At 69.9% G+C, this 13,644-nt stretch carries 11 protein-coding genes; 5 read left to right on the top strand and 6 right to left on the bottom strand.

Going from position 1 to position 13,644, the window contains the following annotated elements:
• Window positions 1-39: 39 nt before the first annotated feature.
• The gene (locus ACFPN9_RS27315; RefSeq protein WP_066723897.1) at window positions 40-951 is read right to left on the bottom strand and encodes a hypothetical protein; all 912 of its coding nucleotides are present in this window, start codon (window positions 949-951) and stop codon (window positions 40-42) included.
• 130 nt (window positions 952-1,081) lie between these two features.
• Window positions 1,082-3,034: an acetate--CoA ligase gene (acs, locus tag ACFPN9_RS27310; protein ID WP_066723900.1), complete on the bottom strand. Its 1,953-nt coding sequence runs from the start codon at window positions 3,032-3,034 to the stop codon at window positions 1,082-1,084.
• A 240-nt stretch (window positions 3,035-3,274) separates the two neighbouring features.
• Here acs and ACFPN9_RS27305 point away from each other — a divergent pair, with 240 nt between their 5' ends.
• Entirely contained in the window at window positions 3,275-4,378 is a 1,104-nt protein-coding gene (locus ACFPN9_RS27305) for a DUF2235 domain-containing protein (RefSeq protein WP_066723902.1), read from the top strand.
• Window positions 4,379-4,420: 42 nt separating this feature from the next.
• Here ACFPN9_RS27305 and ACFPN9_RS27300 read toward each other — a convergent pair whose 3' ends face one another.
• The 4 genes from ACFPN9_RS27300 to tsaD form a co-directional block, all read right to left on the bottom strand.
• Window positions 4,421-4,828 carry an EVE domain-containing protein gene (locus ACFPN9_RS27300; protein WP_066723905.1) on the bottom strand — a complete coding sequence of 136 codons (408 nt, stop codon included), beginning with the start codon at window positions 4,826-4,828 and terminating at the stop codon, window positions 4,421-4,423.
• An 83-nt stretch (window positions 4,829-4,911) separates the two neighbouring features.
• Window positions 4,912-5,241 (bottom strand): hypothetical protein, encoded by a 330-nt coding sequence (locus ACFPN9_RS27295; protein WP_066723908.1) that lies wholly within the window; start codon window positions 5,239-5,241, stop codon window positions 4,912-4,914.
• Window positions 5,241-6,254, bottom strand: coding sequence for an NAD(P)H-dependent glycerol-3-phosphate dehydrogenase (locus ACFPN9_RS27290; RefSeq protein WP_066723911.1), 1,014 nt, complete (start codon window positions 6,252-6,254; stop codon window positions 5,241-5,243). Before ACFPN9_RS27290 ends, ACFPN9_RS27295 begins: the two co-directional genes overlap by 1 nt.
• The gene (gene tsaD, locus ACFPN9_RS27285; RefSeq protein ID WP_066723915.1) at window positions 6,251-7,321 is read right to left on the bottom strand and encodes a tRNA (adenosine(37)-N6)-threonylcarbamoyltransferase complex transferase subunit TsaD; all 1,071 of its coding nucleotides are present in this window, start codon (window positions 7,319-7,321) and stop codon (window positions 6,251-6,253) included. The genes ACFPN9_RS27290 and tsaD overlap by 4 nt, the downstream gene beginning before the upstream one ends.
• 261 nt (window positions 7,322-7,582) lie before the next feature.
• Here tsaD and ACFPN9_RS27280 point away from each other — a divergent pair, with 261 nt between their 5' ends.
• The 4 genes from ACFPN9_RS27280 to rpoH all read left to right on the top strand — a co-directional run bounded on the left by ACFPN9_RS27280 (window position 7,583) and on the right by rpoH (window position 13,628).
• Window positions 7,583-9,670, top strand: coding sequence for a uroporphyrinogen-III synthase (locus ACFPN9_RS27280; RefSeq protein ID WP_066723918.1), 2,088 nt, complete (start codon window positions 7,583-7,585; stop codon window positions 9,668-9,670).
• A gap of 17 nt (window positions 9,671-9,687) precedes the next feature.
• Entirely contained in the window at window positions 9,688-11,421 is a 1,734-nt protein-coding gene (locus ACFPN9_RS27275) for a heme biosynthesis protein HemY (protein ID WP_066723920.1), read from the top strand.
• 55 nt (window positions 11,422-11,476) lie between these two features.
• The gene (locus tag ACFPN9_RS27270) at window positions 11,477-12,517 is read left to right on the top strand and encodes an RluA family pseudouridine synthase (RefSeq protein ID WP_066723923.1); all 1,041 of its coding nucleotides are present in this window, start codon (window positions 11,477-11,479) and stop codon (window positions 12,515-12,517) included.
• Between the two features lie 214 nt (window positions 12,518-12,731).
• A complete protein-coding gene (gene rpoH / locus ACFPN9_RS27265) occupies window positions 12,732-13,628 on the top strand; it encodes an RNA polymerase sigma factor RpoH (protein WP_066723926.1) in 897 nt (298 codons plus the stop codon).
• The last annotated feature ends 16 nt before the right edge of the window (window positions 13,629-13,644 follow it).

Here is a 13,644-nt window from a genome sequence, read left to right as displayed (position 1 = left end):
CAGGCGCCAGCGCCGCCGGCGCCCCAGCGCCCGCCCGCTCTAGATCGCCTTCTCGCTGCTCGGTGAAGACGTCGCCGGCGGCTGGTTGCGGCGGTTGAGCATCTCGCCGCGCGACTTGACGATCTGGGCGACGACGACGTCCTGCACGCTCTGGGTCGCGGCGCGACGCACCGCTTCGCGATCGACCGGGCGGGCGCCGTCATGCTCCTGGATCTCGATGATCGCCTGAGCGAGCGCGTCGACATCGGCCTTGCAGAAGATCATCGCCGCCTTGGCCACCACCTCCGCCTTCTCGTCGGTGGCGAGCATGGGGCCGCCCTCGCGGCCGATGCAGGCCAGCATGCGGGCGCGGATGAGATCCCGCGTCTTTTCCAGCACGACCCGCTTTTCGGCCCTGGCTTGCCGCTCCGCCTCGGTGGGCGCGGCGGGAGCGGAGGGTGTGGCAGGATTGACCGGCCCGCGCAGGCTCGCGCTCTGCTTGGCGCATTCGACCAGCGCCGGCAGCATCTCGCTGGTCGAGGTGAGGGCAAAGGTCAGGCGCTGGTCATTGGCGACCATTTCGAGAATGCGCCCCTGTCGGAAGGCGCCGATCAACTGCGACTCGGCGGGCATCGCAATCGCCAGCAAGGTCGGCGTCTTGGCTTCGGCGGTCACGTCGATCCGGGAGGTCCGGTCGAAGACGAGCTGCAGATTGAGCCGGCTGCCGGGCTTCAGCTTCCAGGCGGGGTGGGCGAACCCGATCAGCCACTTCAAGTCGGCGGTGATCGAGGTGAACATCCGCGTGCCGTTGCGATAGGGCGCGTTGACGGCGCAATGCGAAAAGGCGCCCGTCGCGTCGTTGGTATAGGCGCCACCCGTCCAGTTGCCGACGACGATCTTGCCAAAGGGCCCTGCCGCTTCCGCTGGCGGCGCCAGAACCAGAACCGCCGCCAAAACCAAGCCGCGCACCATGCGTCACCTCGCCATTCCCGGCGCTCAGGATGACGTCCGGCGCCCTGCGAGGCAATGCGGAAGACGGGCCGGGGTTCCGGGCTCCGACCTTTCGGCCCGGCCCGGATCGGTAGCCGGCCTGCCCCTTCGCTCAGCCCGCCTTGCGCTTGTTCTGGCGGTTCTCGATCAGATCGTCGACCACCGTCGGGTCGGCGAGCGTCGAGGTGTCGCCGAGCGCGCCGAACTCGTCCTCGGCGATCTTGCGCAGGATGCGGCGCATGATCTTGCCGGAGCGGGTCTTGGGCAGGCCGGGCGCGAACTGGATCAGGTCGGGCGAGGCGATCGGGCCGATCTCCTTGCGGACATAGGCGACGAGGTCCTTGCGCAGCGCCTCGCTCGGCTTCTCCCCGGCCATCAGCGTGACATAGGCGTAGATGCCCTGCCCCTTGATGTCGTGCGGATAGCCGACGACCGCGGCCTCCGACACCGACGGATGCGCGACCAGCGCGGATTCGACCTCGGCCGTGCCCATGCGGTGGCCCGACACGTTGATGACGTCGTCGACGCGGCCGGTGATCCAGTAATAGCCGTCGGCATCGCGCCGGCAGCCGTCGCCGGTGAAGTACTTGTTCGGATAGGTCGCGAAATAGGTTTCTTCGAAGCGCTTGTGGTCGCCATAGACCGTGCGCATCTGGCCCGGCCAGCTCTCGGCGATGACGAGATTGCCCTCGCAGGCGCCCTCCAGCACCTTGCCCTCGGCATCGACGATCTCCGGCTTCACGCCGAAGAAGGGGCGCGTCGCCGAGCCCGGCTTGAGCTTGGTCGCGCCCGGCAGCGGCGTGATCAGGATGCCGCCGGTCTCGGTCTGCCACCAAGTGTCGACGATCGGGCAGCGCCGGTCGCCGACGACGCGGTGATACCACTCCCAGGCTTCCGGATTGATCGGCTCGCCGACCGAGCCGAGCAGCCGCAGCGACTTGCGCTTGGTCTTCTTCACCGGCTCCTCGCCGGCGCCCATCAGCGAGCGGATCGCAGTCGGCGCGGTGTAGAAGGTGTTGACCTTGTGCTTGTCGATGACCTCCCAGAAGCGCGAGATCGTCGGATAGGTCGGGATGCCCTCGAACATCAGGGTCGTCGCGCCATTGGCGAGCGGCCCGTAGAGGATGTAGCTGTGGCCGGTCACCCAGCCGACATCGGCCGTGCACCAGTAGATGTCGCCGTCATGGTAGTCGAAGACGTACTGATGGGTGATCGAGGTGTAGACCAGATAGCCGGCGGTCGTGTGCAGCACGCCCTTGGGCTTGCCGGTCGAGCCCGAGGTGTAGAGCAGGAAGAGCGGGTCCTCCGCCTTCATCTCGGCCGGGGGACAGTGGCCCGAGGCCTTGGCGGCCTCCTCGTGATACCAGAGATCGCGGCCTTCCTGCATCGAGACCTGGCCGCCGGTGCGCTTCACCACCAGCACCGTGCCGATGCCGCCCTTCACCTTGTCGTTGGCGGCGTCGACATTCTTCTTCAGCGGCACGGAGCGGCCGCCGCGCAGCCCCTCATCGGCGGTGATGACGATCTTCGAATCCGAATCCTCGATGCGGCTGGCCAATGAATCCGGCGAGAAGCCGCCGAACACAACCGAATGGATCGCGCCGATGCGGGCGCAGGCCAGCATCGCGTAAGCCGCTTCCGGGATCATCGGCAGGTAGATGGTGACGCGGTCGCCCTTCTTGACGCCCTGCGCCTTCAACACGTTCGCGAACTTGCAGACCTCGGTGTAGAGCTGCCCGTAGGAGATCTTCTTGGACTCGGACGGGTCGTCCCCCTCCCAGATGATCGCGGTCTGCTTGGCGCGCGTCGCCAGGTGCCGGTCGATGCAATTATAGGCGACGTTGGTGGTGCCGTCCTCGTACCACTTGATCGAGACCTTGCCCGGCTTGTAGCTGGCGTTGCGCACCTTGCTGTAGGGCTTGAACCAGTCGATCCGCTTGCCCTGCTCGCCCCAGAAGGCGTCCGGGTCCTTGATCGAGGCGGCATAGAGCTTCTTGTACTTGGCGTCGCTCGCCCAGGCCTTCTTCGACCATGCGGCCGGCACGTCATAGATGATCTCGGTCATGGCAGGCGCCTCCCCAGACTTGGGCCTTGCGATCGACTTTGGCCTTGCGACGCTGCGGACGGTCGCGGCCGGGCCTCTTGTTCGCTGCCGGCATCATAGGGGTCCATGGCGCGCTGCAGCAAGCCGCGCGGCCTCGCACTTTCGGGGGAGAGCGACTTGTCCCCGCCCGATCGATTGCAACCTATGATTGCGTTTTGGTGAGAATGCGATAGCGTTCCGTCTGTTGGCTGGGGGGCGATCATGACGCGAAACATCTGCATCTTCTCGGATGGCACGGGGCAGCGCGGGGTTCGCGTCGATGACGGCGCGACCAACATCTTCAAGCTCTACGAATGGGCGCGGGATGTCCCGGATCAGGTCTGCTTTTACGATCCCGGAGTCGGCAGCGAGCCGGGCAAGGGGCTCGACTGGACGACATGGGCGCGCAACCTGGTCGATAAGAGCACGGGTCTCGGCATCACCCGCAACATCCACGACTGTTATGACTTCCTGGTCAGGAGCTGGCGCGAGGATTCCCGCGTCGCGGTGTTCGGCTTCAGCCGGGGCGCCTATACGGTGCGCAGCCTCGCCTCCGCGGTCATGCTCTGCGGCGTCCCCGACCGCCTGCAAGACGGGCTCGACATCACGGGCGACGAGCCCCCCGCGAAGGCGCTCCGAAGCAGGCTCCTCTCCGAGGCGATCGGCATCTATCAGAGCCATTACGGGCCGCGGGGCGCGGAAGAGCGCAAGGCCAAGGCGCGGCATTATCGCGAGCGCTACCGCTGCCACGATGCGCCCGTACATCTGGTGGCGGTGTTCGACACCGTTGCTGCGCTCGGGCTGCCGGGCATCGCCAATCTGGCCAACCCCCTGCGCCACCGTTTCCACGATGCCAAGCTGAGCGGACGTGTCCGTTTCGGCTTTCAGGCGCTCGCGATCGATGAAAACCGGAAGGTGTTCGCACCCGTGCCATGGGACGAAACCGAAAAGCACCCTGAGCAGACCATCGAGCAGGTCTGGTTCCCGGGTGTCCATTCCGACATCGGCGGCGGATACGAGAATCGCGCGCTGTCGGATTTCGCCTTGTCCTGGATGATGGAGAGATGCTCCGCGCCCGAGGTCGGCCTGCGTTTCGAGCCGGCATCCTATCGCTTCAAGGCCTCAGTCAATGGCGAGCACCATGACGAACGCACCGGCTGGGGCCGCTTCTGGACACCCGGCGACCGGAGCAACTTCATCCTCAAGCTCTCGGCCGACAGCGATCGTCTCTGTGACAGGATCGAGGACCGCTTTCAGGACCCGGCACTGTCTTACCGGCCGAAGCCGCTACAGGACCATCCCCGGACGCGCCACTACTATCCTTAGCCGGCGGCCCCCAAGGCGCGCGCCCGTTAGGGAGCGGCCGGCCTACAGCCCACCCATCTTGCAGACGATGTCCCACTCCGCGTCGGTGACCGGCTGGACCGAGAGGCGGAAGGATTTCACCAGCGACATATTCGCGAGCTTCGGCTCGGCCTTGACCTGGGCGAGGCTGACCGGCTTCGGCAGCGTCTTCACCGCTTTGAAATCGACCAGCACCCAAGGCTCGCCGGGGATCCAGATATAGGCTTCCTTGATGACCTCGACGATGCCGACGACCTCGAGCCCCTCGTTGGAATGATAGAAGAAGACCTGCTCGCCCAGCTTCATGCCCATCAGGTTCAGCTTGGCGGTGTGGTTCTTGACGCCGTCCCAATGGGTGCCGGCCGCGCCGGCCGCGACCTGCTGGTCCCAGGACCATTTCGAGGGTTCGGATTTGACGAGCCAATGGGCCATATCAGTGCTCGATCGGAGGGAGAGGGCAGATAGCGAGTGGCGAATGGCGAATGGAAAAGCAAGATGCGTTCTATCGCCACTCGCTACTCGCCGGTCGCCTCTTCCTGCGGCACCGGCGGCTTCGAGGCCTCCGGCCCCTGCACGTTCCAGAAGCGCACCATCTCGCGGGTCAGGGCGGCGTAGTCCTTGGGATCGAGCTCGACGCGGACCTCGGCCTCGCCGAAGGGCAGGATCAGCACGAAGCGATGCGTCCCCTCCGCGCGGCGGCGGCGATGCTGGATCACCGGCTGCGCGATGCGTCCGGCCAGCGGCACGGGCTCGCTCTCGGCCACGAGCTCCGAGCCGGTCGTCTTGCGCACCTCGGCGATGCCACGCGCCACCCGCTTCGTCAGATCCGACCAGTCGCCCGCCATTACATGGTCTCCCCTTCGCCTTCGGCCCGCAGCGGTCGGGCCAGCAGCCCGGTCACAGCCTCGCGCACGCCGATCCGGCCGTCGATGATGCCGGCGACCGCGTCGGCGATCGGCATGTCGACGCCGCCGGCCTGCGCCATCTGCGCCAGTATCTGGGCGGTGAAGGCGCCTTCCGCCAGAGCCCCGCCGGCGGCATCCGTCACGCTGCGGCCCTGGCCGAGGGCGAGTCCGAAGGCGAAGTTGCGCGATTGCGGCGAGGCGCAGCTCAGCACGACATCGCCGAGCCCCGACAGCCCCATCAGCGTCTCGCCTTGCGCGCCATGAGCCTGGCCGAAGCGGCGCAGTTCCGCGAAGCCGCGCGCGACCAGCGCAGCGCGCGCGCTCTCGCCATAGCCGAGGCCGATCGCGATGCCCGCCGCAATGGCGAGCACGTTCTTGGCGGCGCCGCCGATCTCGACGCCGCGGGGGTCGGCGCTGTGATAGATGCGGAAGGCCGGCGAACTCAGCGCCTCGGCGAGCGCCTGCGCCAGCGACGCGTCGGCCGCGGCCAGCGTCACCGCGGTCGGCAGGCCCTTGCCGATATCGGCCGCGAAGCTCGGGCCCGACAGGATGGCGGGCCGGGCGGCGGGGAGTTCCTGCGCGATGATCTGCGTGGTGAAGAGCCCGGTCCCGCGCTCGATGCCCTTGGCGGCGGAGATCACCGGGATGCTCGCCGGCAGCAGCGGCGCCAGCGCCCGGCAGACCGCCCGCAGGCTCTGCGTCGGCACGGTGATCAGGAGCGCATCGCAACCGGCGAGATCCGCCAGTTGCACGGTCCCCCGCACCGCATCCGGCAGCGTGATGCCGGGCAGCCGCGGCGCCTGACGGGTGCGGGCGATGGCGTCGACGGCCGCCGCTTCGCGGGCCCAGAGCAGGACGCGACGCCCCGCCCGGGCCGCGGCCAGGGCCAGCGCCGCGCCATAGGCGCCGGCACCGACGGTGCCGATCGTGTCGAAGGGGCCTTCGCCGCTCATCCGGCGGCGCCGGCGGGGGCCGTCTGGGCGCGGGGCTTCAATTCGTCGAGCGGCCAGCGCGGCCGGGCGAGCGCCCCCATGTCGTCGACGAGGCCGAGCCGCAGCCGCTCCAGCCCGGCCCAGGCGATCATCGCGCCATTGTCGCCGCACAGATGCAGCGGCGGGGCGACCATCGACAGGCCGGCCTCGGTGGCGAGCCGGGTCAGGCCGCGCCGGATCGGCTGATTGGCGGCGACGCCGCCCGCGACGACGAGCGCGCTCGGCGTGATTCCGGCCGCCGCGCAGCCGCGCAGGCCGGCCCGCGTCCGGTCGACCAGCACATCGACGATCGCGGCCTGGAAGGAGGCGCAGAGATCGGCGACGTCGCGGTCCGAGAGCGGCGCGATGCGCTCCGCCACCAGCCGCACCGCCGTCTTCAGCCCCGAGAGCGAGAAATCCGGGTTGGGCCTTCCCTGCATCGGCCGCGGGAAGTCGAAGCGCTCGGGATCGCCTTTGGCCGCCTCGCGCTCGACCGAGGGGCCACCCGGATAGGGCAGGCCGAGCATCTTGGCGATTTTGTCGAAGGCCTCGCCGACCGCGTCGTCGATGGTGCCGCCGAGCTTGAGGTAGTCGCCGACCCCACGCACGGCGAGCAGTTGCGTATGCCCGCCCGAGACGAGCAGCAGCAGATAGGGAAAGGCGAGATTGTCGGTCAGCCGCGCCGTCAGCGCATGGGCTTCCAGATGGTTGACGGCGATGAAGGGCTTGCCCGTGACGAGCGAAATCGCCTTGGCGGTCGTCAGGCCAACCATGACGCCACCGACGAGGCCGGGACCGGCGGCCGCCGCCACCGCGTCGATCTCGCCCGGCGCCAGCCCCGCGCTCTCATAGGCGCGGGCGACGATACGGTCGATCGCATCGACATGGGCGCGCGCCGCGATCTCGGGAACGACCCCGCCATAGGCGGCATGGGCTGCGATCTGGCTCAGCACCTCGTTGGAGAGAATCTTGATCTCGCCAGAGCGCTCCACCGACACGATGGCGGCCGCGGTCTCGTCACAAGTCGTCTCTATGCCCAGAACGCGCATGATCGGTCGATGAGGTCCCGGCAGGAGGATCAATCGGGGAGCGAAGGCGGGCGGAACCGCGCCGGTTTCCCCTCCTATAGTCCGCCGGCGCCGCGAAGGCCAAGGGGCGGGCAGGTTCAAGCTTCGGGAACCCGCAGCGCCTCCCGGCACTTGGATGAATGACGACTTGCGCGGGACGGGGCCGCGCGGAATGGATGAAGGCCGATGCCATCCGTGGGGACGCCCCGCGAGACGGCATCGTCGGGGGACGAGGGACATCGCATGCGCATTTTCGTGTTTCGCCCGCCGGCCGAGGCGGCGCGCACCGCCACAGCCCTGCGCGATCACCATCACGACCCCGTGCTCGCACCCCTCTTTACGGTGTCGCGAACGGCCGATCCGGCGCCGGAGGGCCCCTTCGACGCCCTTGTCCTGACCAGCGGCAATGCGGTGCCGGCGCTCGCCGAGCTGCCGGCGACGGCCCGCGATATGCCCACCTTCAGTGTCGGCGCCCGCACCGCCGGCAAGGTCCGCGAAGCCGGCCACGCGGATTCGCGCAGCGCCGACGGCAACCGCGACGATCTGATCCGGCTGATCGGGGAGACGTTGCCGGCGGGCGCGCTGCTGCTCCTGATCGTCGGCCGCGACCGGCATGACGATGTCGGCGACCGGCTGGCGCAGGCCGGCTTTGCGGTGGCGATCTGGACGGCCTATGCCGCAGAGGCCGTGACGGAGTTTCCGGCAGAGGCGCGCGATGCGCTGGCGCATGGCGCCGTCGAGGGCGCGCTGCATTATTCCGCCCGCGGCGTGCGCACCTGCCTTGATCTCGCCCGCGCGGCGAACGTGCTGGAGCCCCTCCTCGATCTCACCCATGTCACCCTCTCGGCCGATGTCGCAGCTCCGCTGATCGCTGCCGGCGCCAGCACGGTCCTCGTCGCAGAGCACCCGGAGGAGGCGGCGCTGCTGGCGGCGCTGGACCAAGTGTCCGCTCGCAATCGCGGCAGCGGGGGTGCTACACAGGGGCCGGTTGCGCCGTCGGGCGTCGAGACGGACAAGGACGAGATGAACGATTCCGACAGGCCGGCCGGTTCCGCTGGCGACGGCACGAAGAGCGACGGAAAGACTGCCAGGGCCAAGGGCAAGGGTGCCGCGCGCTCGGGCCGCATCCCACCGACGATCGAGGCGACCGCGACCGATCTGACGCCGCCCGGGCCGGCCGCCGAGGCGTCGCCCGTCAGCGCCGAAACGCCTGCCATCGAGCCCGCGCCCGAAACCGCTACCCCAGCGACGCCCGGCGCCGAGCCCCCGCCCGAAGCGGTTCTGCCGACCGAGGCCCTGCCCCGGGAGTTTCCCGAGCCCACCAACGCGCCACCGCCCCGTGACGAGCCGGCCGCCGCGGACGCACCGCCTGCTCCCCCTCCCACAGCCGCGCCCGCGTCTTCGCGATCGAGCCTGCCCGCGATGGCGCTGGCCGGCCTGGTCGGCGGCGCGGTCGGCGCCGGCATGGTCTTTTTCGCGCTGAACCGGCAGACGCCCGCGATCACGCCCGAGCAGGTCGCCCAGCTTCAGGGCCGCCTCGACCGTCTGCAGACCGCCACGACCGAGCTCGACCGCAAGGCGGCGGCCGCCGCCGACGCGGCTGCCAAGGCCGGCGCCGCGGCCCAGAGCGCGACCGCCCGTGCCAACGAAATCGCCGGATCGGCGGCGCCGGATGCGGCGGCCCTCTCCGAGCTTCAGGCCAGGGCCCAGCGGGCCGAGGCGACGGCGACGGCGGTCGGCCAGCAGCTCGAGCGCAACGCAGCCCGCATCGGCTCCGTCGAGGCACTGGCCAAGACGGCCGCCGCGCCGAGCCCGCAAGGCCTCGCCGCCGCGCGGATCGTCCTGGCCGAGCGGGTCCAGGCGGCACTGGCCTCGGGCCAGCCTTTCGCCGCCGATGTCGCGGCCCTCGCCAAGGGCGGCGGCTCGCCCGACCAGCTCGCGGCGCTGAATGCCGTCGCGACGACCGGCGCAGCGACGAAGGACGCGCTCCTGACGCAGCTGCGCGGCCACCGCGCGATGTTCATCCGTGAGCTGACGCCGGCCTCGGCCGGCTGGCAGGAACGGGCGCTCGCACTCGTCAGCCGCGTCATCAGCATCCGCCCCGTCGGGGACACCGGCGCCAATGATCCGGCGACGCTGCCGGCGCGGCTCGAGGCCGCCATTGCGCGCGGGGACATCGTTGCGGCCGCAGCCGCCTGGGAGCAGCTGCCCGAGCCGGCGCGCCGCGAGAGCGCCGCTTTCGGCGAAGCGCTGAGAAAGCGCGCCGCCGCGGATGCGGCGATCGCCAAAATCACGCAGGATGCGGTCGCCGCGCTCGGCACGGCCGGCTGACGGAGGATAGGGGTTCCATGGTTCGCGTACTCGTCTATCTCGCCGTCTTCGCCGCCCTCGCCGTCGGGGCCGTCTGGCTCGCCGACAGGCCGGGCGAGGTCTCGTTGGTCTGGCAGGGCTGGCGGGTCGACACGAGCGTCGCGCTGGCGGCGATCGCGGTCGTCGTGCTCTCTCTGCTGACGATGCTGGCCTTCGGCCTGCTCCGCTTCGTCTTCGGCCTGCCCGGCGCCTTCAGCTTCGCCTCCCGTGCACGGCGCAGGGCGCGTGGCTTCGAGGCGGTCTCGCGCGGCATGGTCGCCATTGGGGCGGGCGACCCCGTCGCCGCCGGCCGCCACGCCGTCGATGCCCGCCGCTATGCCGGCAACGAGCCGCTGACGCTGCTGCTCGAAGCCCAGGCCGCCCAGCTCTCGGGCGATCGCGGCCGGGCCGAAGCCGCCTTCAAGGCGATGCTCGACAAGCCGGAGACGCGGGTGCTCGGCCTGCGCGGGCTCTTCGTCGAGGCCAAGCGCCGCGGCGACATGGCCGCCGCCCGCGCCTTCGCCGACGACGCCGTGCGCCGCTCGCCTTCGCTGGCCTGGGCCAATGACGCGCTGCTCGATTTCCACACTCAGGCCGGCGACTGGCAGGCGGCGCGCACCGCCGTCGAGCGCCGCGCCGCCCTGCGCCTCGCCGACAAGGCCGACGCCAAGCGCCAGCGCGCCGTTCTGCTCGCCGCCGAGGCGCTGGAGGCCCGCGGCAGCGCGCCCGAAAAGGCGCTCGCCGCCGCCCTCGAAGCGGTCAAGCTCGCCCCGGGCCTGACGCCCGCTGCGGCCCTGGCCGGCCGGATGCTCGGCGAGCGGGGCGATGTCCGCAAGGCGGTGAAGCTGCTCGAGGCCGCCTGGAAGGAGGTCTCCCATCCCGACATCGCCGCCGCCTATCTCGATGTCCGCCCCGGCGACAGCGCGCAGGACCGGCTCGCCCGCGCCACCACCCTGGCGAAGCTGCGCCCGGCCGATCCCGAGGGCGTGCTGGCTCTGGCGGGTGCCGCCATCCATGCCCGCGATTTCGCCAAGGCCCGCAGCACGCTGAAGCCGCTGCTGGCGGGCGGCGCCTCGGTGCGGGCCTGCCTGCTGATGGCCGAGCTGGAGGAAGCCGAGCACGGCGCCGCCGGCCGCGTCCGCGAATGGCTGGCGCGGGCGACGCGCGCCCCGCGGGACGCCGCCTGGGTGGCGGACGGCCTGGTTTCCGACCAGTGGATGCCGGTCTCGCCGATTTCCGGCCGGCTCGACGCCTTTGTCTGGACGGTGCCGCCCGCGACGCTCTCCAGCCAGGGCACCGATCTCGACGATGTGCTCGCCGATCTCGACGACGACTCCCGCCCCCTGATCGAGGCGCGGGCCGAGACGGTAGAGCCCGCTCCCGCTGCGGTCGCGCCGCCGGCGGCGCCGGCTCCCGCCCCTGCGCCCGCCAAGGCCGACAGCCCCTCCGAGCCCGCTCCCAAGCCGGAATCCGTCCCGGCCATGGCGCCGGCCAGCGAGGCGAAACCGGCCATCGTCGGCGAGCCCAAGACCGAAGCGAAGGCGGACCCCACGACCGAAACGAAGCAAGAGACGAAGCCGGAGCCCGCCCTCGTGGCCGAACCGGTGATGGGAGTCGGCGAGGGCCGCCCCAAGCCGGTGATCTTCCCCGTCGCCCACGCGCCGGACGATCCGGGGCCGGAGGAGGTCCAGCCCGTCGAGGACAAGAAGGGCAAGTTCCGCTTGTTCGGCTGAGCCACCCACGCGAAAAGGCGTGCGGCTTGCGCCCGCCCGGCCTATAGCGTCGGTCATGACCCCAACAGAGACGACGGGCGCCGCCGCCGGCGCAGGGACCACCCTCCATGTCGGGCCCGAACAGGCCGGCGAACGCCTCGACAAGGCGCTGGCGCTTCTGGCCGGCGAGATTTCGCGGGCGCGGCTGCAGCAGGTCATCAAGGAGGGCGGTGTCGCGCTCAACGGCGTGATTGCGACTGACGGCAAGCGCAAGGTCGTCGAGGGCGACACGATCGCGCTCGTCATGCCCGCCGCCCGCCCGCCCGATCCGGTCGGCCAGGACATCCCGCTCGACATCATCTTCGAGGACGAGCATCTCGTCGTCATCGACAAGCCGGCCGGCCTCGTCGTTCATCCTGCCGGGGGCCATGAGGATGGCACGCTGGTCAATGCGCTGATCGCCCATTGCGGCGAGAGCCTTTCCGGCATCGGCGGCGTGCGCCGGCCCGGCATCGTCCACCGCCTCGACAAGGACACCAGCGGCCTTCTCGTCGTCGCCAAGAACGACCGCGCCCATCAGAAACTCGCCAAGCAGTTCGCCGATCACGGCCGTACTGGCCCGCTGCGGCGGGCCTATCTCGCCATCGTCTGGGGCGTGCCGCGGCGGCTGCACGGCACGGTCCAGACCCAGATCGAGCGCTCCAACAAGAACCGCGAGAAGATGATGGTCGTCGGCGAGGATCGCGGGCGCGAGGCGATCACGCACTACACCGTGATCGAGCGTTACCCGCCGCTGCTCAAGGCCGGCGAGGAGACGGAGGCGCTGGCCAGCTTGGTCGAGTGCCGGCTGGAGACGGGGCGCACCCATCAGATCCGCGTCCACATGGCCCATCTCGGCCATCCGCTGCTGGGGGACCAGCTCTACGGCTCCGGTTTCTCCACCAAGGCGGCCCGCCTGCCCGAACTGGCGCGGGACGCGCTGACCAGGCTCGGCCGCCAGGCGCTGCATGCGGCCGTGCTCGGTTTCGAGCACCCGGCCAGCGGAGAGGAACTGCTTTTCGAGTCCGAGCCGCCGCCCGAGTTTGCGCAATTGCAAGCAGCGCTCGCGGCTCTGTGAGCCAAACTGGCTTCCTTGCCTAGTTTCCGCCAAGCTGTCTTGGCATATACTGGCGATCGGATGCGGATGGCCAAGGGGGCGCCGCAGATGAACCGACCCGACCGAACCTGCGTATGGTTGAGACGTTGGGTCTGTTCACGACATCCGAACCTGCGCGAAGGTTGATCGCGCGGTGGGCCTGCCGCGAAGCGGGGGCCCGAGAAGGAGAACGCGCATGGCGAGTGCCTCGCTGCCCGTCCTGTCCGCCGAGGGCGGACTCTCACGCTATCTCGACGAAATCCGCAAATTCCCGATGCTGGAGCCGAACGAGGAGTTCATGCTCGCCAAACGCTGGCGCGAGCATGGCGACCGGGACGCGGCCCACAAGCTCGTCACCTCGCATCTGCGGCTCGTCGCCAAGATTGCCATGGGCTATCGCGGCTACGGCCTGCCGATCGGCGAAGTCGTGTCCGAAGGCAATGTCGGCCTGATGCAGGCCGTCAAGCGCTTCGAGCCCGACAAGGGCTTCCGCCTCGCCACCTATGCGATGTGGTGGATCAAGGCGTCGATTCAAGAGTACATCCTGCGCTCCTGGTCGCTCGTGAAGATGGGCACAACGGCCAACCAGAAGAAGCTGTTCTTCAACCTGCGCAAGGCCAAGAGCAAGATCTCGGCGCTGGGCGAGGGCGATCTGCGTCCCGAGCAGGTCAAGAGCATCGCCACCAAGCTCGGCGTCAACGAGCAGGACGTCATCGACATGAACCGCCGTCTCGGCGGCGACGCCTCGCTGAACACGCCGCTGCGCGAGGATGGCGAGGGCGAGTGGCAAGACTGGCTGGTCGACGACAGCGAGAGCCAGGAGCGTCGCCTCGCCGATTCGGAAGAGGCCGACAACCGCCACACGGCGCTGCGCGAGGCGCTCGAGGTGCTGAACCCGCGCGAACGGCGCATCTTCGAGGCCCGCCGCCTCGCCGACGACCCGATCACGCTGGAGCAGCTCTCGGAAGAGTTCGGCGTCTCGCGCGAACGCGTCCGCCAGATCGAGGTGCGCGCCTTCGAGAAGGTGCAGGACGCGGTCAAGAAGGCGCTGGTCCGGATCGAGGCCCCGCGCGCGGCCCTGCCGGCGGCCTGACGAGATCGTTCGTTGT

Origin of the sequence: Allobosea massiliensis (genome assembly GCF_042655245.1) — a bacterium.
Taxonomy (GTDB): domain Bacteria; phylum Pseudomonadota; class Alphaproteobacteria; order Rhizobiales; family Beijerinckiaceae; genus Allobosea; species Allobosea massiliensis.
The sequence above is the reverse complement of the archived record's forward strand: the minus strand, read 5'-3'. Positions and strand labels throughout refer to the sequence as shown.